This window comes from Methylomonas sp. Kb3 (assembly GCF_002834115.1).
GTDB lineage: Bacteria > Pseudomonadota > Gammaproteobacteria > Methylococcales > Methylomonadaceae > Methylomonas > Methylomonas defluvii.
Genome location: NZ_PIZT01000021.1, coordinates 1 through 23,740 on the forward strand (window position 1 = coordinate 1; position 23,740 = coordinate 23,740).

At 47.0% G+C, this 23,740-nt stretch carries 27 protein-coding genes; 5 read left to right on the forward strand and 22 right to left on the reverse strand.

The window, feature by feature from the left end:
- From CWO84_RS24655 to CWO84_RS13200, 6 genes are all read right to left on the reverse strand, one after another.
- Positions 1-195 (reverse strand): hypothetical protein (locus CWO84_RS24655; protein WP_205800379.1); only part of this gene is annotated, 195 nt, incomplete at its 3' end.
- Positions 196-255: 60 nt separating this feature from the next.
- Positions 256-918, reverse strand: coding sequence for a thermonuclease family protein (locus CWO84_RS13180; protein WP_101053124.1), 663 nt, complete (start codon positions 916-918; stop codon positions 256-258).
- 3 nt (positions 919-921) lie between these two features.
- Positions 922-2,076 carry a His-Xaa-Ser system radical SAM maturase HxsC gene (gene hxsC / locus CWO84_RS13185; protein WP_165786318.1) on the reverse strand — a complete coding sequence of 385 codons (1,155 nt, stop codon included), beginning with the start codon at positions 2,074-2,076 and terminating at the stop codon, positions 922-924.
- On the reverse strand, positions 2,076-3,542 hold the full coding sequence (gene hxsB / locus CWO84_RS13190) for a His-Xaa-Ser system radical SAM maturase HxsB (protein WP_101053128.1): 1,467 nt from the start codon (positions 3,540-3,542) through the stop codon (positions 2,076-2,078). Before hxsB ends, hxsC begins: the two co-directional genes overlap by 1 nt.
- Positions 3,542-3,817 (reverse strand): His-Xaa-Ser system protein HxsD, encoded by a 276-nt coding sequence (gene hxsD, locus CWO84_RS13195; protein WP_101053130.1) that lies wholly within the window; start codon positions 3,815-3,817, stop codon positions 3,542-3,544. Before hxsD ends, hxsB begins: the two co-directional genes overlap by 1 nt.
- Before the next feature lie 3 nt (positions 3,818-3,820).
- Positions 3,821-4,069 (reverse strand): hypothetical protein, encoded by a 249-nt coding sequence (locus tag CWO84_RS13200; protein WP_101053132.1) that lies wholly within the window; start codon positions 4,067-4,069, stop codon positions 3,821-3,823.
- Positions 4,070-4,336: 267 nt separating this feature from the next.
- Here CWO84_RS13200 and CWO84_RS13205 point away from each other — a divergent pair, with 267 nt between their 5' ends.
- Complete coding sequence (locus CWO84_RS13205; protein WP_101053134.1) at positions 4,337-5,407, forward strand: XRE family transcriptional regulator; 1,071 nt, start codon at positions 4,337-4,339, stop codon at positions 5,405-5,407.
- The gene (locus CWO84_RS13210; protein WP_165786319.1) at positions 5,388-5,879 is read left to right on the forward strand and encodes a PIN domain-containing protein; all 492 of its coding nucleotides are present in this window, start codon (positions 5,388-5,390) and stop codon (positions 5,877-5,879) included. Before CWO84_RS13205 ends, CWO84_RS13210 begins: the two co-directional genes overlap by 20 nt.
- A 585-nt stretch (positions 5,880-6,464) precedes the next feature.
- Here CWO84_RS13210 and CWO84_RS13215 read toward each other — a convergent pair.
- The 15 genes from CWO84_RS13215 to trbB all read right to left on the reverse strand — a co-directional run bounded on the left by CWO84_RS13215 (position 6,465) and on the right by trbB (position 19,164).
- On the reverse strand, positions 6,465-6,674 hold the full coding sequence (locus CWO84_RS13215; protein ID WP_101053175.1) for a cold-shock protein: 210 nt from the start codon (positions 6,672-6,674) through the stop codon (positions 6,465-6,467).
- A gap of 183 nt (positions 6,675-6,857) precedes the next feature.
- Positions 6,858-7,343 (reverse strand): OmpA family protein, encoded by a 486-nt coding sequence (locus CWO84_RS13220; RefSeq protein WP_240618043.1) that lies wholly within the window; start codon positions 7,341-7,343, stop codon positions 6,858-6,860.
- A 10-nt stretch (positions 7,344-7,353) separates the two neighbouring features.
- Positions 7,354-8,052: a TraX family protein gene (locus CWO84_RS13225; RefSeq protein WP_101053136.1), complete on the reverse strand. Its 699-nt coding sequence runs from the start codon at positions 8,050-8,052 to the stop codon at positions 7,354-7,356.
- A 36-nt stretch (positions 8,053-8,088) separates the two neighbouring features.
- On the reverse strand, positions 8,089-8,727 hold the full coding sequence (locus tag CWO84_RS13230; RefSeq protein WP_240618044.1) for a transglycosylase SLT domain-containing protein: 639 nt from the start codon (positions 8,725-8,727) through the stop codon (positions 8,089-8,091).
- A gap of 14 nt (positions 8,728-8,741) precedes the next feature.
- Positions 8,742-10,133 carry a P-type conjugative transfer protein TrbL gene (gene trbL, locus CWO84_RS13235; protein ID WP_101053139.1) on the reverse strand — a complete coding sequence of 464 codons (1,392 nt, stop codon included), beginning with the start codon at positions 10,131-10,133 and terminating at the stop codon, positions 8,742-8,744.
- Between the two features lie 15 nt (positions 10,134-10,148).
- The gene (trbK, locus tag CWO84_RS13240; RefSeq protein ID WP_101053141.1) at positions 10,149-10,445 is read right to left on the reverse strand and encodes an entry exclusion lipoprotein TrbK; all 297 of its coding nucleotides are present in this window, start codon (positions 10,443-10,445) and stop codon (positions 10,149-10,151) included.
- A gap of 6 nt (positions 10,446-10,451) precedes the next feature.
- Positions 10,452-11,255, reverse strand: a complete 804-nt coding sequence (gene trbJ, locus CWO84_RS13245) for a P-type conjugative transfer protein TrbJ (protein ID WP_101053143.1) — start codon at positions 11,253-11,255, stop codon at positions 10,452-10,454.
- A gap of 23 nt (positions 11,256-11,278) precedes the next feature.
- Positions 11,279-12,682, reverse strand: coding sequence for a TrbI/VirB10 family protein (locus tag CWO84_RS13250; protein ID WP_101053145.1), 1,404 nt, complete (start codon positions 12,680-12,682; stop codon positions 11,279-11,281).
- Between the two features lie 4 nt (positions 12,683-12,686).
- A complete protein-coding gene (locus CWO84_RS13255; protein WP_101053147.1) occupies positions 12,687-13,127 on the reverse strand; it encodes a hypothetical protein in 441 nt (146 codons plus the stop codon).
- Position 13,128: 1 nt separating this feature from the next.
- Positions 13,129-14,031: a P-type conjugative transfer protein TrbG gene (trbG, locus tag CWO84_RS13260; protein WP_101053149.1), complete on the reverse strand. Its 903-nt coding sequence runs from the start codon at positions 14,029-14,031 to the stop codon at positions 13,129-13,131.
- Between the two features lie 17 nt (positions 14,032-14,048).
- Positions 14,049-14,801 carry a VirB8/TrbF family protein gene (locus CWO84_RS13265; protein WP_101053151.1) on the reverse strand — a complete coding sequence of 251 codons (753 nt, stop codon included), beginning with the start codon at positions 14,799-14,801 and terminating at the stop codon, positions 14,049-14,051.
- On the reverse strand, positions 14,798-17,359 hold the full coding sequence (locus CWO84_RS13270) for a VirB4 family type IV secretion/conjugal transfer ATPase (protein ID WP_101053180.1): 2,562 nt from the start codon (positions 17,357-17,359) through the stop codon (positions 14,798-14,800). The genes CWO84_RS13265 and CWO84_RS13270 overlap by 4 nt, the downstream gene beginning before the upstream one ends.
- Complete coding sequence (locus CWO84_RS13275; RefSeq protein ID WP_101053153.1) at positions 17,359-17,694, reverse strand: conjugal transfer protein TrbD; 336 nt, start codon at positions 17,692-17,694, stop codon at positions 17,359-17,361. Before CWO84_RS13275 ends, CWO84_RS13270 begins: the two co-directional genes overlap by 1 nt.
- 6 nt (positions 17,695-17,700) lie before the next feature.
- Positions 17,701-18,192, reverse strand: coding sequence for a TrbC/VirB2 family protein (locus CWO84_RS25170; protein ID WP_101053155.1), 492 nt, complete (start codon positions 18,190-18,192; stop codon positions 17,701-17,703).
- 9 nt (positions 18,193-18,201) lie between these two features.
- The gene (gene trbB / locus CWO84_RS13285; RefSeq protein WP_101053157.1) at positions 18,202-19,164 is read right to left on the reverse strand and encodes a P-type conjugative transfer ATPase TrbB; all 963 of its coding nucleotides are present in this window, start codon (positions 19,162-19,164) and stop codon (positions 18,202-18,204) included.
- 368 nt (positions 19,165-19,532) lie between these two features.
- Here trbB and CWO84_RS13290 point away from each other — a divergent pair, with 368 nt between their 5' ends.
- Genes CWO84_RS13290 through CWO84_RS13300 form a run of 3 tightly spaced genes read left to right on the forward strand, consistent with a single transcriptional unit; the run spans position 19,533 to position 22,757 of the window.
- Entirely contained in the window at positions 19,533-20,462 is a 930-nt protein-coding gene (locus CWO84_RS13290; RefSeq protein ID WP_101053159.1) for a hypothetical protein, read from the forward strand.
- Entirely contained in the window at positions 20,443-21,306 is an 864-nt protein-coding gene (locus tag CWO84_RS13295; RefSeq protein WP_101053161.1) for a hypothetical protein, read from the forward strand. The genes CWO84_RS13290 and CWO84_RS13295 overlap by 20 nt, the downstream gene beginning before the upstream one ends.
- Positions 21,303-22,757, forward strand: coding sequence for a HAMP domain-containing sensor histidine kinase (locus CWO84_RS13300; protein WP_101053163.1), 1,455 nt, complete (start codon positions 21,303-21,305; stop codon positions 22,755-22,757). The genes CWO84_RS13295 and CWO84_RS13300 overlap by 4 nt, the downstream gene beginning before the upstream one ends.
- On the opposite strand, the gene CWO84_RS13305 is transcribed toward CWO84_RS13300, so the two are convergent.
- Positions 22,732-23,664, reverse strand: coding sequence for a response regulator (locus tag CWO84_RS13305; RefSeq protein ID WP_101053165.1), 933 nt, complete (start codon positions 23,662-23,664; stop codon positions 22,732-22,734). The genes CWO84_RS13300 and CWO84_RS13305 overlap by 26 nt on opposite strands.
- Between the last annotated feature and the right edge of the window lie 76 nt (positions 23,665-23,740).

Below are 23,740 nucleotides of genomic sequence, written 5' to 3' on the forward strand. Positions count from 1 at the left end.
GGTTCTTAAGTTGGTCTCGTACTCCGCCTTCTGGACTTGCTGGGCATGTTCCGCACTGAGCAGGGCATGATTACAAAGGGCCGGGTAACCACCTAGACAGGTTCTTAGGTTATCGTGATAGGTGTCGGCCATGCCTACCATAGGCAGGACAAGTAAAAATACAAACCATAAAAAGACCGCAATGTCTTTCCGCATGATCGTTTTTATCCGCAACTGTATTTATTTAAGTTTAGCTGGCTAATGAAAAGGTATGGGCTACCTACTATTACACAGCTTTTCGCACGGAACTCCGTCGCCATCGCCATCGAGCCTGCTTAATCCGCATTGATTCAAGTAGAACTTTGCTTCGTCGCATGAATTCATTTCCTTGCAATAACGTTTTGCACCGCATTGGTTATTGGACGGTTTTTCGACGGCTGTCGACACGTTGAGTGGGGGTGCATTCTGCTGTTGCCCCTTTCTTGAATGCCTGTATTCCCAAGGTGGCATAGGATTTGGTTCAGACCACAAGCCAATTTTGGATTGTTTAGCCATTTCTTCGTCATCAACAAGGCTTTGATCATGAAGATATTGGCGGTATGCCCACGCCATGCCTTGCCTGATTTGTTCTTTGTTCACGTCAATGGAATCGACAAAGATCGTGCCGACAGTTCGACCATATTTGTCGACGGTCTCTTTTTCAATTTTGACGTTTTTGTTGAAAACCATGCTGGCTAGCGCTTGTCTCGATTTCTGACCAAACGCCTGATCGCTCTCTGGGGCATCGATTTGTGCCAGCCTGATTTTGACTTGGCTTTTATCGGCCAATAGTAATGTCACAGTATCGCCGTCATGCACAGAAACGATATACCCTTCTAGGGTTTCAGATAAAGCGACTGCGGCATTTAAGATAAGTGATAAGAATAAAATTATGCGCATACGTTATAAGGGGCGAATGTGTAAGCTGGGTTTGCTGAGATTCCACGAGAAAAATCCGCCGCATTGCTGTTTAGCGTTGCATTCCGAACACTCATCCAGATAGTCGTTCTTCCAGTCGCTGATGGATTTGACGGCATGACAGCGAATGGATTCGGGAACGACGCAGAACGGAGTATTGTAGATCGATACCTTCATGCTGGCTTTCGCCATGGTTTCGACAGCTTCCTGCAGCTCATGCCGGTAATCATAAGGATCGATCCATAGCGCCTGCTGGTTCGATTTCGCGAAGCCGATTATTTCCAGCCCCATCAATGCGACGTGGTCGACGAACAGGAGATTCCGCGTGATGAACTCCGCCAGTCTCGGTAGACGGTGGTAATTTTCCCGATGGATGACCACGCGGATTTCGACCGGGACCTGACAGCGTTTTAGGTTGAGGATACCGCGTATGGTTTCGTCGAATGCGCCGTCTGCCTGCACGATGAAGTCATGCAATTGCGAATAGTCGGCATACAACGGTATGCCGATCATGACGTCTGGATGCTGAACGCGCGAAACCTTAATCGCCAGATCAAGGTTCTTGAAATTTCGGCCATTGGACAGAATGTGTAGCGAGGTATTCGGCAAGTGGTTTTTGGCGGCTTGAATCAGCCGGGTAAAGCTGTCGTTGCCGATCAGCGTCGTCTCGCCACCGGAAAAGCCGATCTCAGGCGTTTCAGGATGGATCAGCGGCAAGGCTTCCAGGATGTCATCGACCAAATAGTTGTCGTCTATATCGCGCGGCGGCTGCGAACACATGATGCAAAACGAGTTGCAGCGTTCGGTCAGCAGGAAGGTATTTACGTTCGCTTCTTTCCGGTACAACACATTGATCTTGCAGCCGGTAGGATAGAACTTGATGACGTCGTTTTCTTTAAGATAGCGGATGTCATTCGACAGCCTGACGGTATTTACAGGCGCATTAGCGATTTCGCCATCGAACGCCAGCAGCACTAATCCAAAGCCCTCAGGTATCGCGGCGGGTTCATGCATGATCAAAACGCTTTGCGAACGAAGCCCGTTTGGCAGGTTCGGATTAACGGTGATCTTGGCGATCAACGGTTCTTCATGCGTCATCGCCGATAAAGCGGCATTGTCCTTGGCGCTCAAATGAATCATCATCTCACCCAGTTGGTTAATATCTTTTTGGTGTCTGGGTCTTCCAGCAGCTTAATCACATGCTTGAAGATTTTCATGTTCTTGGCGCAGAAGCCGCTGAATGCCTTATGACCGACGACATCCTGTTGCGTGGCGTAGTGGTAGACGGGATCGGTGCCGCAATAGGGCAAAAAACCGCAGTCGTGGCACATCGGGGCGCTTTCGGAGAGACTCGATTCCAAAGTATCGAGCAGAACATCCGATAGCCAGATGTCTTCGTAGCTGTCCGTATGGACGCTGCCGAGCCTGAATTTCTTGTCACCCATTTCGGCCAGCATTCGCGCCTCGTCGGATGCGTAAACATCGCCGTCGTAGTTGTAAACGATGGCAGCGATCGCGGCGCCCGAAGGGGATTGCAGGTCGACGTATCCGGTATTGAACGGCGACAGCAGCTTGGTCAGGATGATTTGCGTGTAGACCTCGACGAAGTGGTGTCCTTGGCGGTTGATCTCCAGGATATAGTCCAAGCCTTCTTTATAAAACTCGAACCATCTGTCGATATCGTATTTCTGCGTCTGGTGATTCTTGATCGCAAACCCGTACGGGCTGAGCGGACGCAGGAAAATGCAGTCGAGGTTATGTTCCAGGTAGGTATCGATGATCGATCTGACTTGCGACAGGCTTTTTTCGGTCGTGGTCATCAACGCCCCGATCTTGTCGCGACCTAAAAACCGCTGGGCGTTTTTGATGCCTTTGACCGTAATCTCGTAGCTGTTTTTACCGGGGCGAGGCCGGTTGCTGTTGTGCAGGGATTCGTTACCGTCCAGCGATGTCGACAGATGGATGCCGTGTTCTTGGCAGAAAGCCAGCACTGTATCGTCGAGGAAGCTCAGGTTGCTGGTGATGACGAACTGCAAATCCCGTTTGTATGTCTCGTTGAGCTTTTTAGCCTCTGAAACGAGGTATTGGATGAGATTGAAGTTGAGCAGCGGCTCGCCACCTTGGAACTCGATTTTGATCGCTGGCGACGGGCTCCTGAAAACCAAGGCCAGTGCCTTGCTGGCCGTTTCTTCGGACATATCGAAAGCATGCTTGTCGTCAGTTTGGCGCGATACCTGGCAGTATTGGCAGGTATAGTCACAACGCAACGTGACCACGAAGATATGCAGCGAGGTGAATTGCGAAGTTCTTAGCGCCTTGGTACGGTATTTAAGCGCCAGTAGGTCGATAGCGACATTGGAGTCGTCATCGAATAGGAAATGCTTGGATTTCAGGTCGTGGTAAAAGTCTGTATCCTGATCGACGATTTTCCTGACGTAGCTTTCGAGCTGCGGACGGTCGACAACCAGATATTCGCCGACTTCGTTGCTCAAAAGATACCGACCATCATCCAATCCGGCAAAACGTGACGGCAGCAGGTGGTAATCGTGGTTTTTCGCTTGGTTGAAGTCATCAACCAGCTTGAAGCGCTTCCCTAGCAGTGACATTATCCAATCAATCCTGTATTCGAAAAGGCGTTTGCCAATATCAATTGGCGGACGTTGGCGGTTTCTTTCGAAACCGTGTCGCGTAAATCCTGATCCAAGACTTCGCGTTTGATTCGATCTGCCATGTCGTCGATAGGGGATTCAAAAGCGATCACGATGTCGCTGTCTCTCAGTTGAATGTCAAACGAACACTTGTCTTGATATCGATAAAGTGCCCGTTTGATCGTTTCAAGCGAAAAAACGCGAACATCAAAACTGAGTTCGTGTTTTGTCATTTTTTAGCGTGATGAGTAGTGTGACCGATGAGATGAGTGAGAAGCATGCGAGCTGTGAGCAGCCACAAAAACGCCACCATTTTCGACAGTTGGTCTATCAATCACAAACGGCAATTGTGAGGTTTGTTTCTCGACTGAAGCGGTGTCCAGCGTTGGCATTTGATTAGTTGCGCTTTCTGGCAAAGCCGCTGAGGCATCAGCAGCAATTGATACAGCCAAAACCGATAAAGAGGTCAAAAAGCTTTTTTTCATATCCATTTTCCAAAATAGCGATTCAAAAGCGAATCATTGCTAGGGTATCTAATCAGGCGACGCTTGTCGAATTGCGTATCAGTTAAGTATTCATAACTAACAAATAGCTACACTTGAAACCCAAAAAAATCCCTGATTTATGAATGTGCACCGCCAAAAGCGTAGTGCTCTCGAATACACCAGCGACGAAATAGCGCTGGCTTGATGTGGTAAAAAAGTTTACATTAATCACTATTTTTATAGTTTTTGTAAACCCAAGAGGCCACCATGTTAGGTGAACGTCTACACCGCGCCCGGAAGGCGGCGGGTTTGGGGTTGCGGGCTTTAGCCGAACAAGCGGACTTGAGCCACACCACCATCAGCAAGTTTGAAAACGAACTGCAAACCCCGTCTTCCGCGCAACTGATCAAATTGTCGAAAATTCTGGGCGTGCGTACCGAGTATTTCTTTCGCCCGCAAACCCTGACTATCGAAGGTATCGAATATCGTAAGAAAAGTAGCTTGTCGCAAAAGAGCTTAGCCAAAATCGAGGCGGACATCAGTGATCAGGCCGAACGCTGGCATGAATTGCTGGGTTTATACCCGCAATCGCCCATCCAACCGTTTGCCTTGCCCGCCGGTTTGCCGGAACGCATTGAGGATCCCGAGCAAATCGACAGCCTGGCGGAAACCGTGCGGCTAGCCTGGAACCTGGGCTTGGGTTGCATCCCGGATATGATCGACACCCTGGAAGTTCATGGGGTGATGGTGATCAGCAGTTGCGTGGACGACAGCAAAAAGTTCGATGGCTTGGCGGGCATGATTAACCTTCTGCCGGTGGTCGTAGTCGGCGCAAATTGGACCGGCGACCGCCAACGGTTTACCTTGGCGCATGAATTGGGGCACTTACTATTAAAAGGCCGCTTGGATGCAGCGTTGCTGGCTGACGAAGAAAAGCTGTGTAATCGTTTTGCCGGCACGTTTTTGCTGCCCAAGCCAACGCTGATTGAGCATTTAGGCGCTAAGCGCCACCGGCTGGAATTGAACGAACTGTTTATGCTGAAACACGAATTTGGTTTGAGCATGCAGGGCGTTTTGTTTCGTGCGCATCAAGCTGGCATTATTACGCAGGCCACGTTTCAGGCAAGTTATATGGCCTTTAGCTCTAAGGGGTGGCGCAGTTGCGAGCCGGGCAAACCATATCCCGCCGAGCAAACCCTGCTGTTTAAGCAGTTGGTCTATCGGGCGCTGGCCGAAGACTATTTCAGCGAATCCAAAGCCGCTGAATTATTAGGGCTACCGGTAGCAAAATTCCATCAACAACGGACGTTAGATAGCCTTGAGCCGGTTACTCATTAGCGACGCCAATATCCTGATCGATTTGGAAGAGGGCAGTTTGATGCGAGAGCTATTCAAGTTGCCTTATCAGATTCAAGTGCCGGATATGTTGTTCGCCGATGAATTGGAAGCCGATCACGGTTATTTACTGGAGTATGGCTTGCAGTTAGGCGAGTTAACGCCGGCGTCAATGGCTGAGGTCGAAGCGCTGGTCGCCAAGTATAAGCAGCCTAGCCGCTATGATTGTTTTGCGTTGATGTTGGCCAAGCAGGAGAAATGTCCGTTACTGACCGGCGATCAAAACTTGCGCAAGGCTGCTGAGCAGGAATTTGTTGAAGTAAAAGGCACGCTGTGGGTCGTGGAAAGTTTGATTGGTCATGGCATTATTGACGTTGGTGCGGCCCGCATCGCATATGCACAGATGAAAGAAAACGGCCGACGCTTACCTTGGGAGATGGCCGAAACCCGCTTAATCGAGATGCAGGCCAGTTAGTCTAAACATTATCCAGATAGGACGCAGGAAATGAGCAATAACAAACGCGAAATTGCATTGACCGGTTATTGCAGGACTCAAAACTTTACAAATCGGGTAATGAGTTTAAGCAGTTATTGGGCGTACCGTAACCGTTTATCAATCAGTTTTGAACGATTTCTACTCGATGTAATTCTGGCTGGTTCATGGTCATAAATGCCTTCATAGCTTCCGACTCCCGGGTAAATTAACGCGTGGTTAAGTGACTCCAGATAGGACATTTCAACTTTGCTAAAACAGGACATGACTATATTGCACTAACAGTGTGACTTCGCATAACGTTTTTTATGTTAAATTGTCGAGATTTCACGCCATTTTTTACAATAAAAACAGGTCGTTAGGAAATCAAGCTACCATCTGAACGCGGGGTTTCGTTGCATACCAGATTAACCACAGGTGTTTATGTTCTTGATTTTGCGATGCCATGCAACAGCATTGCCTCGCCAGTATGCGACTTGATTAACCGGTATTTATAAAGTGCCTTCCTGCAAAACAAGCGTTTAGACCGGATCGGGTTTCACGCTTGGCTGACCTCTGATGAGACGACTATAAAGGCGTCACGTTTTCAGCTTGTGGGCCCTTAGCCCCAGAGGTCACTTCCATGGTCACGCGCTGGCCTTCGATCAGGCTTTTCCGACCGCTGCCTTGGATCACACTAAAGTGGACAAAGACATCTTTGCCGCCGGCTTGCTCAATGAAACCAAAGCCTTTATCATCGTTGAACCACTTTACTTTGCCTTCTACTCGTGCTGCCATAAAATTTTCAAACCCCATCAAATTATTCATTATCGTCGCTTCCGCAAAAAGCAGAGATCGGTGAAACCAGACCACGGGCGGGCTACCGTGCTTGAATAGTAGTGGATGCACAAGGTATCTGTATGTACGGTTCCGCACCGACATACGTCAAAATCAAACATCAGGCTCTATGCTATGCGTCACTTACGGGGTACCGTAAGGATTGCTTGTCGGTGTGACGTACACCAGTTCAATTTCCACCCGCTGATTTTGACGCTTTCCTTCGGGTGTTGAATTGTCTGTAATAAAGTCAGATCCGGAAGCGTAATTCACGTGAATTTTCAAGGGCGACACGCCGTGCTCTATTAAGTATTTTCTAGCGGATACGGCCCTTGATAATGCAAGCTGCTCATCCTTAGCGCTCGGGATTGGCGTACTGGTCCGGCCTCGCACCGTTATCAATGTGGCATTCTTGGCGTCGTCCAAAACCGACGAATCGCTAATGCTAGGACGAAAAATAATGCTCCGATTATCAAATAGGACAGTTACCGTATTTGATCGTGGCATTTCAATGATGCCGCCATCGGCTGCCGTGTTAGAGGTAATCGGCTCGACATGGAATGTTTGCGCTTTTGCGACGTTTGCGAACGTCATAAATGACGCAAGTATGACTAGGCGCTTTATGGTCATAAATACTTCCTTATAGGTTGGTGAACGTTGTGTCTGTCATGGAAATGATCCACAGAACGGTTAGGTGTAATGGGTAAAAGGCATAGAAAGCCCATTGGACACGCTGAACGGGCAATCGCACTAAACAAGCTATCAATGCAACCGGCAATACCGCCAGGGCCCAGTAATTGCCACTGATTAGACGTAGTGACAGAATGGATATAGTTGCAATAATTACCGGGGCAAGCCGTGGTGTTTTACAGTACCACCATGCTGATAGACCAAGAATAAGACCAGGCCACCAATATTCGACCACTGATCCGCCAAGTAAAAACACTACCGCCGCAGCTAGGTAGCCAGTGATCGTTTGATGCTCAATTAGGTAAATGGTGAGCGTGAGAACCAATAACGCAAACATAAAATTTAACGGCCACCACCCAGCAAGTAATCCACCGAGTGCAAGGAAGGCGGGGGTTGCCAGCGATCCACACAAAGCTAATCGCTTTATAATCCGGATATGCACACCACGTTCGAAGGCCATTGGCCTTGCAAGGTTATAGGCAAGGACCAAAACAAATAGCGGCATTGCTAAGCGGCCAATGTTGAATAAAACAGGAATGGCTCCCTTATACAGATATTTGTTGGTGTGATCGATCACCATTAGGATCAGGGAAAACCACTTGATGGCTTCGATGGTGCCATCTGCGACAACTACACGAGGATAGTTCATTTCGTTCTTCCTTTTTTAGCGGCTAAAATATGTTTGTTAGTCAGAACTAACCATAATTTTGCGTGGGATATATGCCATGCTTGCGGCGTATATTTGCATCGGTTTTTTATATTCCGGCGTTATGGGCTCTGGATGCACTTGAACAGGTGTCGAGTCAGTTTTCTTTACCTGAGCGGCCTCTACTATTCCGCCCTTTAAAAATGTATCCAGCCAATCGGCCCATTTGTTGGCCCTTACCATCAAATCGGCTTTGTACACTCCGTTGTAATAAGGGGTTCTTGAATGATAATTGGCGACTTTTGTCCATAAATCACCCTTGTCGTCTTTGATATGAACAGCCAGTCGCCATGCGGCTAGATCGTAGGGATAGCAACCTGAGCTTGCTACATCCTCTGGCGTAATGCCATATTTTGCCAATTGGTTTAGGTACGATGTGTTGAATTGCATTGGTCCCACATCGTGAGTTCCGTTTGTATTCCTTACCCATTGTCCGGGTTTACCGCCTTCTTTCTCGGCGACTGCCAGCACAATATTTGCAGGTATATCGTATTTTGCGGCAGCAGTGATCGAGCATACGATCCGCTCTTGTTGTTGAGGACTCTGATTGTTAGACTGAGCGTGCACTAGCATCGGGAGTATGCTGATTGCAACAACACAAGGTTTTATAGCATTCATGAATTGTTCTCCTGTTATGCTGAATGTGCATTACTACTATCGTTGTAGGTGAATGCCGCGACCTCTTGATCCGGATCAACTGTTTCATCAGATCCTGATAGGCTATCCCCGCCAAACGTGGGTGTTGATTGAGCACTGTTGCTAATTGCAGCCGCGACTTGTCCGCCAAACGTATTGTTGGTTCTGTCCTTAATTTTTTGCTTTGCGACCTCTCCAATTCCGGTTGCAAGGTTTCTCACCATTGATGATCCATATTTGGATTCACTTGCCTGCTTTGACGAGCTACTGCCTCCCATTGCTTCGCCAAGTGGAGTTGTTGTGTTTGAAGTTGAACCACTATTAGCGGTGCTCTGACTACTTTGAAGATAGTCGGCTGTCATTCTGGAAGCTCCGTCCGCCCCACTTCCGGCGAATTCCGCAGCTTTATTTGATGCCGCCATAATGGCTTGAATGCCACCGCCAATATTTGTTGCCCCGGCTGCAATCGCTCCACCTGCAACGCCAATAGCCGCCCCGGCAGTAGCGGCAGCCGCCATTGCCGAGCCGGCTCCAAATCCGTTACCAAGTGCGCCGGTTCCCCCTCCGAAGGCGACTTGCCCAAGCATTGGGGGTACTTTATTGACCAATAGCAGCAAGACCACTGCTGCTACGAGAAATGACCCCATATCCGCGTAGGTCATATCGGCTTCCATGGCCGCTACATAATCATTAATAAAGGCTTGTCCAATTCCAACAATCAGAATCATTGCCATCAATTGGATGGCGACGTTCAATACCGTTTTGTAAAAGCCGATAGCCATGTCCGTAGTCCATCGGCCACCGCCGAAGCCAAGATATATAACGCCGGCGTAAGCAAGAATCCATCCACTAACAAAGAGCACAAGCATATTTGTTGCGATCAGGGCCATTATCACCAACACGACTGCGCCCATGATAATTAGCGCCGCACCCTCTACCGGTTCCCAGATTGATGAAGCGGTAATCGCTTTTCCGAATACTTGGAATCCGGCATCGATAATGCCCGACGGCGTTACCGTACCCAATCCGGCCGCATTTGACCCTAACGTTTGCATTGATGCAAAAACGCCGGTTGCCATTGCTGGCCCGTTACTCAAAAGCCACCAGAAAAACCCTGTGGTAATAGTGAAACGGAGGAATTCGGCATAGAACTCGCCAATATCTGCCTTCCTCAATAGTAAAAAACCATGCGTCCATACCATAGAAATTAAGGCTAATACCCAGAATAGCCAGGTCGCTCGTGCAGTAATGGCGGCTGCCCACCCCGCCGCAGCACCGGCGAACCGACCTTGAACATCGTCCATAATGTTCGGCCCATCTATTGCCGCTAAGGCATCAGTAGATGCGCTCATCAGGACGGCTACAATTAAGAATATTTGTCTATTCATTTGCCGTTTCTCGTACTATTTAATTGACCAATTTCGATTGTTCGCAGCGCCGAAAGTCACACGTCGGGCGCAAGCGGAGGCTAGTCGTCTCCGCTTTTTTTCATTGGCAATGCGAATGAGGTTTTCGTGCCGACAATTTATTTCATTAACAATAAGCTCATCGGCATCGGCATCGGCATCGGCATCGGCGTCAGCGGCCCCTGCAATTGGTAACGAGTCTTCGCCTTGATTGACCAACTCATCCCAATTACTGACGGTTGTTGCAATAGCGGCCACGATAAGAATTACGACTAATATGTATTTAATGGGCATGCGTAGTTACCTGATGGTCCAGCCATCATTATCCCGATACGCATAGGGCACTTCGTGGGCCTTATCGGATGCAGCTTGTTGTTGCGCTTCTTTATTCGCCAAGGCCTGGTTGCGGGTAATTTCGGCGTTTTGTTGCGCAATCAACAATCCGCGTATTTGTAGAAGCTGATTGGCCTGTTGGCTGGCGAGTTGATTGGTATATCCGATAGCCTTGACTTGACCATCAGCGCCTTGTGCAGCTGCTTGAATATCTTCGAGCGTTGCGGCATCGGATTCTAATGCAGTTTGTTGGCTATCTAGGCCTTCTATTGCGGCTTTGTTTGCTGACTGTTGCGCCTCCGAGCCAAGGTGTACAGAGTCTCGTAAGTCGGCCAAATCGGCATTCGTGCAGGCTTCGCCGTTAAAACAACGCGATCCCCGATAGGTGTTAATGTCTTTAAACTTTGCCAAATAGTTATCAATGTTACCGAACCTGTTTTTATAACCGGTGACGGTATCAATGGTTCCACGAAGCCGTCCCATTGTTGCGGTCGCTCTATCCCAGATATTGGTTACTGGCGACGCAGTGTTTTGCAACATATTTTCATATTGTTGTATCTGCGTTGAATACTGTTCCAATTGAGTTCCATATTCTTGAACCTGTTTTATTGTCTGAGCGATTTCTTCGACCGCGGTCATAATGTTTTGCGTCAGGTTTGTACCGTCGATTACAGGAACTCCCGCGATTGAAATGGATGGACTAAACATGACAGTTGCGGTCAACACTCCTACCAATGTTTTTTTAGCGGCTAAAATGCTTTTGGTTTTCATAAATGACTCCTGTGGTGTAAACCTTAATAATCAAATGCTTGATACGGCTTGGTTAGCGTTAAATCTTTCGTCACGATAATGTTGAATCGATAACCAGGCCTGATTTCCAAAGTAGGCGCGATATTCATGTTTTTCGCGATCATTTGTGAGGTTACTCGACCTAGTTGTTGTCCCAGCGCATTACTCATCGCACTATTGGCGTTCGGAGCTGTATAAATCCCGTTTTGTTGGTTTTGTTGCTGGTTATAAGTAATGCCGGCAGTAATCGCTGACATTAGCAATGCGGAACCGAATATTCGGACGAAGTGATGATTTACTTGGTCCGTGAATCCCGCATATCCAGCGCTATCGGCCCCCGGCATTGCGCCAATATCCATTGCTTTACCATCGGGGAATACGATACGTTGCCATGCAACAAGAACCCGAGATTGCCCATATTCCACTTCACTTGAATAAACACCAACTAATCGGGAGCCTTGCGGAACCAATAGATATTTTCCGGTTGCCGTATCAAACACGTCCTGTGAAACTTGGGCCATGATCTGCCCAGGTAACTCGGAATTGATTCCAGAAATTAACGTCCCAGGAATAATGAAACCGGCCCGAAGTTCGAATGGCGTTCTTGGCGCTTCCGGTAGTGAGTCCAGTCGCCATCTATCGCTTGATCCTGATTTGCCGAATTGGCTAATATTATTTTTGTCGCCCAGAGTCTCGGAACTAACAAGTTGCGGCGATCTTTCGTTGCCGCCAGTTTCATTTTCCCCGTCTGCTCCCACGATTCCCGAATCCTGCAATGCCGCGAGCCGTTTCTTATATGCGGTCATAGGGTCGGTATCTGTCATCTGTTCTCTGACTGCGGCAAGCTTAGCAAGTACCCCATCTCTTCCGGTTGTTTGCACTTGTGATGCTGCAATTACGCCAGGAGGTGAACCGGAGCTGCGCGGAGCTGTAACCGTCACCATCGTTCTTGCTTTAATTGCATCTTCGAATTGTTGTCGCTTCATTGCGGCAATACGTGCGGCTGCATCCTCTTCCGGGGTACGCGCTCTATTGGGTGCGGCGGATGGCGGCGTTGGAGGCATATCGGACCGTACTATTTTGACTGGCGGTGCGGGCTCTAGCTGCGGATCAGGTTGCGGATTGGATTCGGGGGGAATAATTCCGCCCAGGTTATTGCCCACTATTTCTTTGGCGAGCATATTGGCGTTTCCTGCTTTTTGCCGATCCGCCGTTTCTGGTTTGTTTTGCTGGTTTGCACGGTCAGCGGCCACCAGAACCATTATGATTAAAAAGATCGATATGGCCACACCCAAGATAATCACGGGTAAGTTATTTACCCGACGAACGCCGTGATTGGCTTCTGGTTCATCCGGTGACAATTCAGGCGACATGTAGTCTTCATTGACGGTATTTGCTGTAGATTCCATTGCCTTACTCCATTTTTGCCCAAGCGCCTGCTGATAAGGCAGTGTTGTTCTTCGCCTCATAAGCATGGGTCAACGTTACGTCGTCAATCTTGAGCTTAATGCGGTACAAGTCGGGCACATTAATAGACGGCTTATCAACAACGTACTGGAATCTCCGACCAGTTCCGGCAAAGCTTTGCTTTGGGTTATATTCCTTCACTGCATATCCTTTTGCTCTCAGCGAATCCACCAGCAACATTCCGAATCTATCTGATTTTGGAATGCTTTGGCCGAAATTGAATTGAGTTTGAGCAGGCGGATATATCTTTTGCAAATGATGAATGGTATCTGCCGCAATGACTTCATGAAGCCCAGAAGGCGCATTTGATTCGAAATTGCCGACTCGTTCCGTTGCGCACCCGAACAGTCCGGTAATGCTTATGACGAACGCAAAGATCCTGATCATGTTATTTCACCCGTTGAATGGTTACGGTATCTTGGTTTGAACCAACACCTGCAATCATGATTGCTCTATCGAATACAGTGTCGACAATGTAACGGTCGCCCTGTACGCGATAATTCACCATCACGGTTTCATCGTCTTCGAACACGCCCCCTTCCCTACGCACAACAAGCAATGTCGGCGCTTCGGTTTGGGCCATTGTTTCCGGCATTTGAATTATGGTTTTTTGCTTATCGTGATATACGCGAACCGGGGTCCATGAAATTGGGCCATTAGGTTCGATTTCATAATCGAAATTCAGATCGCCCAAATACTCTCCGGTTTGAGGAATGGTCTTTTCTTGGCGTTCTTTGTGTTCTTTATGGACGATGGCATTCCATTTCGCCATTGCATCCTCCGGATAGCTAAACGCCACTTTTGGCATGTACTGTGTTCGGTGTGATCGTAGCTGCAAGTTATAGGCACGACGATTGGTTGTCACCGACAGTGATGTTTCCAGGCCCACATCATGCGGCTTGATGATCAGATGTTGTACTTCGCTTTGGCCGCTACCTTCTATCGCAGGCTCGATGGTCCATCTAGCGGTATCACCTAGATTTATTCCGTTCACTTGTTCGCCAGGCTGCAAGGATACGTCGCATACCTGGAGAACTGCGCAGACAATACTTGGCTGTTGAGCCCCATATAGGAATGTGATCGTACCGTTTTGCCCACTGGTTGGAGCCATGCCGGTCGCACTACTCGCTTTCCACTTTTCCGCTATCGCAATGGCCTGTTTTTCTTGCTTGGTTAATGTCGGGTTTTTGGTGGAAAAATACATATCCGCTATATCCGGTTCGGCTTTCGCAGACTGCATTACAAATAGCGTCATTGCTATCTTTATCATTGCTCTGTATTGCTTTTTCATAGAAATCCCTCGTTCGGTTAAAACTGTTGTTGTCTGGACCAAGAAAAGTCTTTGACGTAAATACCCATTGGATTTTTGCGGACTTGTTCTTCGCTTGTGGCGGGTGTTGGTTCAACGACTTTGATGGTGACTAATGCCCTCATGAATGCAGGTTTGCCGGAAACGACACCCTGCCGGTCACGGGTCGTTTCAATCCAGTCGACCTCCCAAGTGTCAGGGGTTTGGGCCAGTACATTCACGACTTCTACGCTTACCATTTCTTTTATCGCGCGTTTGAACGGACTGGATTCTTCAGTGCCATTCAACCATTCAGTCATTTTTTGTAAGGACGGATCTCCAGGGGCTAGCATTGCGTATACATCCATAACGGCTTTTCTTTGTAGCGCGATGTCTATGGTGACTATTCGAGAATTAGAGATAAATGCCGATACAGCAGATGCCACTACTCGTCCATCCACTGGTGATGCTCGGTCGGCTCTGGCTACGGCTGCGGTTTGACCCAACTTGTCGACCTGTATCACGTAAGGCACAAATTTTGATAGCTGGCCGATATGAATCATTCCTCCAACACCGGTCAACGCCACCAACATTGACAATATCCCCATTACTTGCCACGCCTGCCTCGTAGAAATAACGCCCTGTGTGTGATCCTTCCAGGTTCGTCTTGCTGACAAATACGGATTCTCGTTCTCTCCGGCTCGACGGCCACCAATCAGCTTTTCAGCTCTTTTTCTCGGATCTGCTTTTGGGTCTTTTCTTCTAAAAATCATGCTGCTTCCTCCAAGTAATCTTCAATGCTTAAACCCTTCCGGGCGAGCCATTCACCAACCCATTCGTGACCATGAGTCGCCTTTAATTTCCTGATGGCCGCAACAGAATCTTTATCCGATGAGCCGACAAACGCGAGAGCAAGTGGACCTAACGCAAGATCATAGAGACGACAGCCTTCTTCTGAGACGTAGTAGTAATGTCTCTTGGGGATTGCTGTAGCCAATAATTCGATTTGCCTAGAGTTAAGGCCCATACGGCGATACAGTGCGGTCGCGTCTTCCTCTCTGGCGTAAATGTTTGGCAAGAAGATTTTTGATGCAGTCGATTCGATAATTACGTCGAGGATTCCAGAGTTCGCGGCGTCGGATAAGTTTTGCGTTGCCATGAGAACGAAACAGTTCGCTTTTCGCAGGACCTTTAGCCACTCTCGTATTTTTTCGCGGAATACCACATGACCAAGCATCACCCAAGCCTCGTCCAAAATAATCGCTGTAGGTTGGCCGGTTAATGATCGTTCGATGCGCCTAAAAAGGTATAACAACACTGGAAGCGCATAACGTTCCCCAAGGTTCATTAACTCTTCAATTTCAAAAACCGTGAAATCGGTAAGTTCCAGTCCATCCTCTTCGGCATCTAATAGATGTCCCATTGCACCATCAATGGTGTATTGCTTGAGAGCTTCGCGTATTGCTTCATCTTGAATAGTTACTGTGAATTCGGATAGCGTTCTAGCGCCACTGCTATGCATGTTGATGATAGCGTTACCAATTTCATTACGTTGGGCAGGGGATGTGACCAAACCATTTAACGCCAGGATGATGTTGATCCATTCCATAGCCCATGCGCGATCATTTTTAGTTTTCAGGTATTGCAAAGGACAGAAGGCCAGCCTTTCGTCGTCGGCGGCCACCGTGAAATGCTTGCCACTTTTCCCGCCACTCGTTGCTTGGATTGCTTCCGTTAATGGGTATAGCGACATCCCTTTATCGAATGCAAAGATGTGCATGCCTTGATAGCGGCGTAACTGCGCGGCGAGTATTGCAAGGTGGGTTGACTTACCTGCCCCGGTTCGACCGAACATGAATGTATGCCCAACATCGCCAACATGGAGGTTTAGACGGAATGGTGTTGAGCCCTGGGTAACACAATGCATAATAGGGGGAGATAGCGCCGGATACATCGGACAAGGTGCATATTCTCTGCCTGTCCAAATTGTGCTAATCGGCAACAAGTCCGCCAAATTCATGGTGTTCAACAAGGGACGACGTACATTCTCGACACCGTGCCCAGGCAAACTACCTAAGTAGGCTTCCATTGCGTTAATGGTTTCGATCCTGGCGACAAATCCAAGCCTGTTTATGGACTTCTCTACCTGTTGAGCCAGTTCCTGAACGCGCTTTCTATTCTCGTCCATTAGCACGACAACACTGGTGTAATAGCCTTGGGCGATTATGCCGCTATTAACTTCGGCTAACGCCGCTTGTGCGTCGTCCACCATGTTTTGTGCGTCCTCGTCTATCGGTCCTGTGTTGAGATTGAACACTTGATCAATGAAACCGCGTACCTTTTGCCGCCATTTTTTGCGAAACTTTTCCAAGTGGCTGATTGCCTCGTGCGGGTCCATAAAAATGAACCTTGAGGACCAACGATATTCGATAGGTAACTCACCAAGGGCGGTTAACATTCCCGGTGTTGATTCAAGCGGGAATCCTTCAATCGCTACTACCTGGATGTACTTACGACCTATCTTGGGTATAACACCCGCAAGCAAATCCTCTCCACCAATTAAACAGTCAAGATACATAGGGTTAGTTGGCAGTTGTACCGGGTGATTTTTTCCGGTAATACAAAACTGCAACCAACGCAGAAGATCATCATGAATGACAGTCGTCCCATCTTCATTAACGATTTCATGACCTTTTAATCTGCGTAAATTGACCGCTGCCGACAATCGCGTTTCGATGTTGTGACATTCACGTTTAAAGTGCTCAATGAGGTCGGTTGTATATGTCTTTGAGTCAGGCTTCTTGGCGTCGTCGTCGAACATAAGTTCGATAAACTTGCGTTCTGCAAGCACAGGCGGGAGATACGTCAATGTCACGACAAAGTACCCTTCGTACATGGTACTTAGTCCTTCGAAGAGTGTCCGGCGCTCTTCGTCGATGGCTGCCGTGATTCGATCAGGAAATGTTGATAACCCCCGTTCTGAGTATGACGGCGCCGGGCGACGAACGGCGTCGACATGGATCATCCAGCCATTGCCTAGTCTGGATATTGCTTGGTTTAATCTGGCGGATATTGATTCGCGGTGTGCTTCGGTTGAGCTATCGTTGTCATCACTGGTATATAGCCAACCAGCGAGAAACGATCCATCTTTACCCACAATAATACCCTCATCGACCTCTGCGGCATAAATCAACAAATCCGCTACACTGGCGTTTTTGGAACGATGTTGACTTAACCGACGATCCTTATTCGCCATGTAAATCAATCTGGCGAGGATTGCGACTAATAGAATCCCTAGTCCCGCAATAATGAATGTTATGGCCTCGATCATCATCTGTATTGTTTCCCTTGGCTATTTGGGTTTTCGCGGAACGGGGTGCTTCTGGCCGGGTAATACCCTCTTAAATTGCCCACCCGCGTACCTCGATACCGTAAATGTCGTAGATAAATAAATCGCATTTTCGGATCTGCTTTGGCTGCCAACCGTGCTAGGTATAACGCACATAACCATAGAATTACCCCGACAATGGCTGCCCTCAGTTCTTGAGCGGAGAAAATTAGCGCTCCGGCCACTAGGCCGGAGAACATCACAAATTCGCGATCCCCGCCCATGAACAAGTTGTCTCTGTTACCCGCTCTGCGGATTGGAATCGCGCGTAAGGCCATTACTTTTCACCCACCATAGCCAGACTTACCAACGCTTTTTAATGTACGCAGTTGAAGGCGTGCTAACGTTGCGATTAAACATGCGATCATCAATGCCTCCTTTACATACTGCGTTGCGCGAACACCCATAATCATGAGCTGTGTGCCTTCCTCATCCGCCGGCAGTGTTATTACTGCTCCGCGACCAAATACGTTAGTCATAACGTTTTGGGCACCGACTAAGAGGGCCATGACAAGGACGATAAAGATCAAAGTTCGAAAGAAGCCATTTAAGTCGCCGCCGAAAATCAGCACGCCACCGGCAACAATGATCCCAATTAGTGACAAAGAAAATGCTACGGGACCAGTAACCGATGTTCGAAGACTGGTAAGCCAATCTTCATAAGGTAAAGCGCCCCCATCACCTACGGCGGCGGTTGCCTGTTCTGGCATAAAAAAAACCAATGCCATTAACACAATTATGGGTGCTCTTTGCAGTCGATTCGCGAGTGCATTCATTTGTAACTCCTACAGATTAGCGGTTATGTAATGACCGTCCTTGTAACCAGAAACCTCTATGATTTCCTGAATACGACGGCCTTCTTGGGTTTTGGCGATGTAAACAACAACATGTACCGCTTCGCCAATCAGCGGTTCAATAGGTCTTGGTGATTCCGGATGCATGCTGATCAGCATCGCGAGACGATCTAACCCGGATTTTGCATTGTTTGCATGAAGTGTGGCTGTACCGCCCTCATGGCCTGTATTCCAGGCCATTAACAAATCCAGCGCCTCTGGTCCGCGCACTTCCCCTACTAATATCCGGTCTGGTCGCATCCTGAGTGTTGTTTTCAGTAATTGCGTCATTGGCACATCAATAGTTGAGTGATACTGAACGTAGTTTTCTGCCGCGCATTGAATTTCGCCGGTATCCTCAATAATGAACACCCGCTCTGTGGGATCGAACTCAACCATTTTGTTAATAATGGCGTTCACTAACGTCGTTTTCCCTGATCCAGTACCCCCTACGACCAGGATGTTTTTGTGATCTTTGACCGCTTTTGTAATTGCCTCGAATTGTTTGCTGGACATGATGCCGTCTGAGACATATTTCTCCAGAGGAAATATCGCGACAGCTTTCTTCCTGATTGCAAAGGTAGGCGCTGGAACAATAGGCGGTAGCTGACCTGCGAACCGTGAGCCATCAAGGGGGAATTCGCCTTCTAGGATTGGTTTTAGCCTAGTGATTTCCTTGCCGTGAAAGCCTGCTATGGTTTTTATAATTGCTTCCCCCTTGCTCATTGATAAAGTGCCTATGCACTTCATCTTGTCGCCAAGGCGTTCTTGCCATAGTTTGCCATCTGCATTTAGCATCACCTCAACAGTTCTCGGGTCGGCTAGCGCAGACAAGATAAGAGGCCCAAGGTCGCGTTCGAGCTTTACTTTTGCCCTTTCGCTCACTGTCTCGTGTAATTGTGGTTCTGGGGTCATCGTTATCCTCTCTGGTCGTTGACTCGCTGCCATCTGTGCAGATTTGACAAAGTGCAATGCACTTTGTCAAATCTGCAATGCACTTTAGTACAAAGTGCATATGCAGTCAACATAAAGTGCATTGCGCTTTATGTTTGTGTTAACAAACTCCGCTCTTTTTGTTAGGGCAATTGAAGTCCGTTATGTAATATCGTGTAGGTTGCTATTTTTTAGCGGCTAAAATTTCGTAGAGGCTTTTTTGGCCTAGTTGTACGAATTGAAGCTGCTGGCTACTTCTTGCATGTTTTGAACATGCTATAAACGGCGAAAAAAATACTATCAACAATGACTTACGAACGCAAATACATTAATTTTTTTTATTCGATTTTATGGAAATGGTCTATCCTATTAGCGACTTAGGTTGCGCAGTTGTGCGAATGTCATTCACGGATTGGCTTGAAGTGCGCGAACTTGAGTTCTTTGATGTTGATGAAAGCGATCATTACGGTTTTGTCCAACACATTCCGTCTCTGTATTCATATTCAATAACTGTCGCCTTAGTGAAGGCAGGTAATACGCTCTTCAAATTGACCGGGAAACGGCGGAAGGAAATGTGGCTAAACGGCACACTGTCAAAACCTGATTGCCTTACGGCGTTGATATTCGACATCACCGAAGCAGATTTCCAGGCGTTATGCAGTGAAGCGAAGGCGAAGCAGTTTGAGGCACTACCACCACATGAAGTAGTAAAAGCCTCTTATAACGAATTGGGGCTGAACTTTATTTCCGAGAGGCTGCGAAATGGATTTATCAATGAAGCCATTCATATCGCACTACGGGGTCGTCAACGCTCTCTACAAGACAAGCGATCAATCAGAGAGCGTGAAGACATTAATATGAAAAAAGCTATTGGCTTATTTAAAAACGAACTTCTATTAATCGATGGGTTACTCCCTAAATCAGATATTTTTACAACTGGTGTATTAGCCGGTTCTCTGATAATGCTCGGCCTAAATAAACCAATTACTGATTTTCTGAAACGTTTGAACGATAATCAAGGGCAAACTAAAGATGGGTTAGCTGACCCGATTGAATGTTTGTTAAAGGCAATTCATCGCCACAAGATAAGTCAACGGACAATGCAGCCGCGTATGGCAATAGACCTGGCAAAAAAGACAGTTCACGCTATTGCCATTTGGTTAGAAGGCGATCAATCAGCTAAGTATTGGCGAATGAGGGATTTAACCGGGCATGAGCTGATGCCTCTGATTATGGAATTGAAGCAACTAAAGATGATAAATGCGGAAAGAGATTTATAACCTATTGAAATCGAGTATTATCTTTTTCAGTTGCTCAACATTCGCAAAAGACCCTCAAGTAGTAATTGTTTACTCTGCGGAGGCTTTAGGGAATCCGGCTTACGCCCAAGTAATAGCCGGCATCGAACACATGAATAGTCATGTTCAACGAATCGAATCTACTGGTGATAACAATAATATAAGCTCTATCCTTGATGCGACGCATGCCGACCGGGTTATAGCGCTTGGTAAGGGAATTGTTGAGAACATTTACCGCACGGAATATCGGGAACGAACGCTGGCAGGGTTGATGTACTTTAATCCAGCGGAATACAGCGGCGTAGGCTTGGCGCTTGACAATCGTGTGCTGGTTGAACACTTGGCTAGATTACTTCCATCAGTCAAACACTTCTTTGTAGTTCAGCAATCCCATTTTCAGACCATTGATTATGTGCCAAATAATTTAAAGTCATCAGCCGTCATAGAAATTAGGGAAGGAGTAGATTCGCTAGACACCATTCGTGTGCTTGGCCGGTTACTGGATGAAGCCACGTCCGCTGATGCAATATTTATCCCAGCTAACCTACCAAAAAATATTCTGTATGAAGTAGCGAAGGTCGCATGGGATAAAAAGATCATCCTTTTATCGACAAACCTTAGCCACCTTGAGAATGGCGCCCTCATAGCAGCTTATCCTGATGATTTTGCGTTGGGAGAGCAATTAGGCCGCTTAGTGAACCGACCGAGCCCTGTCTATGAAAACATCAAGGTCATTAAATTCGCGCTGAATCGACGAGTAGCCCAACATCTTGCTATTGAGTTCGATCCGATTATATTAGATTCCTTCGCCCTTAAAATTAAATGAGTCTGCTCGACCGCTACAACATACAACAGCGGTTCAATCTTTTGATTTTCATTTCCATTATCCTGGCGTCATGTTTCTTAATTGGATTCATGTACAAGTTAATTTCTAATTACATCAACGACTACACAAGTCACTACTGGCGAGAACATACCGCAACATTTGCTGATTCAGCCATATACTCGGTAATTTTAGGTTCAACATCACAGTCGGAATCAGTTGTCCATAGCTTTGCGTCAGACAAGAACGTATTAGGAGCAACGATTTTAAATAGTCGTGGTGAACTATTAGCTTCTTACGGCGCTAGGTCTGTGTGTGAACTAAATCGGCCACTTCGCACTGAAGAGCCCAGCTATGCGGATAATCGAGACTCATGGTGCTTCTATTCACCTATATACCAAGAAAGCTATTTGGGGTACGTCGAATTAGTTATATCGAAAGCTGAATATGACCTAGTAATGAAGAAGCTTTTACTAGGATCAATATTGATCATTCTCATTTTCTCGTTATTTTTTATAGTCATTGTCAGGAGGTTGTCACGACTATTTACTTCGACATTGATGGAAATGGCGATGGTACTCAATAAGGTAAGCTTAGGTGAGAGAGGAAATCGAGTTCATTTTTCAGGCTCATCCGAAATCAATAACATGCGGATTACTCTCAACGATATGTTGGCGAATATCGAAACGACAGAAACAGAGCTAGAGAAAAGCGTCGAAGAGCGGACGAGTGCCTTAAAAATAGCGCTCGAAAGCAGCGAAACCGCCAACATTTATAAAGCGCAGATTATGTCTATGGTGTCCCATGAAATGAAGACACCTTTACACGCCATAGGGGGATATTTACAACTATTGGCTGAGCGTTTACCGGATGATCCTGTTTTCACTGAAAATCGAGCATTACATGCAAAGGCATTAGTTCGCGTCAATGACCTGAATACTTTAATCGACAATATTCTGTTACATGCGCAGCTAGAGGCCGACCGGTACGATGTGGCACTAACTTCTATTGCAATTGCACCTTTAGTGCATGCATGTGTTGAGAATGTTACCCCTTTGCTTAACCGCAACCGCAATCAGCTACAGCTAATCGGCTCAGATACCATGTTTGTATCGGATGGCGAGGTTTTGCGGCACATTCTGAACAATTTATTGAGCAACGCGTGTAAGTTCACCACTGATGGCTTGATTACGCTGACTTGGCGACTTACCCAGGCGTTTTTAATTATTGAGGTTGCAGATACAGGCTGTGGAATACCCGCTGAGTTTTGCGATCAAATTTTTGATGCATGGTGGCAGGTAGACATGAGTCTAGGCCGGCGATATGGTGGGCACGGACTTGGCTTGGCAATAACAAAACAGTTCGTACAACGATTAAACGGCGACATCTCTGTAGAGCCAAACCATATATCTGGCACTATTTTTACAATCAGAATACCGAATTCCAAGTCCTAGCTTGTTCGTCTTCGGATAGACTTTGCGGTAAGTTTATTTTAAGTGCATCAATAATACGTCTTGCTTTCTCGATATTGCCAACTGTTAACTCTCGCTCTAACTCATTGACTAGATTTCTCAGTTTTTTCTGTTTCTGGTCGTGATAATAGTCTTGATAAATTAGTTTGGCTTTATTTATTTGGCTGACGCATTGCGCTCTTAACTCCATCAATGTGTAGGGTTTTGGCAAATATTGACTGGCTCCGTTCAGGATGAAGTCTTTGTTATATTCTGGTTTATCAAAGGCCGTCATCACAATAATTGGCTGGTTCTTATCTACATCCATTATTTCCGATAGCACTTCATCCCCTTTGCACCCCGGAAGCATGTAGTCAAGCAAGATAAGATCGTGACGTTTCTTTTTCCATAATGCTAAACCTAGTTCGCCATCTGTAGCTCTATCGACGTCATAATCGTTCTTTAAGGCCTCATATACTATTTCTGAGGCATCTTCATCGTCTTCGATGACAAGCACGCTTGCTTTTGCCTGTCCTAGCTGCCCGCGAACATATCCGGTGCAGCGGACCATCTGTAGAGTTTCTACCAAGTCATTTATTGAAATGGTTTGGAAGTTATGTTCTTTGGCGAGAATAACCGGCACTTCGGTGTCACAGGTTTCTCTTATAAGGTAAATTGGCACTGCGTGCCCAACCAATTGCTTCGAATTTATCAGTTTAGTTAACTGCCATATATCAGTGCCATCAAACGAATAATCTGTGACAATGAAATCATATTCATCGCTCTTCAGGGCCTCGATGAAATCATCTGTTGTCTCTATGACGGATGTACTGGTGCTTTCAACGCCAAGGATTTGTTCGGTGATCGCATTGCTGATTTCAAAATCACTTGAGGCAACAATCACTTTCATTAGAATATCTTCGATAAAGGTTTTAGTTGTCCACCATCTCGACCAGTATCAATGGTCCACTTTGGCGGTCTCAGTT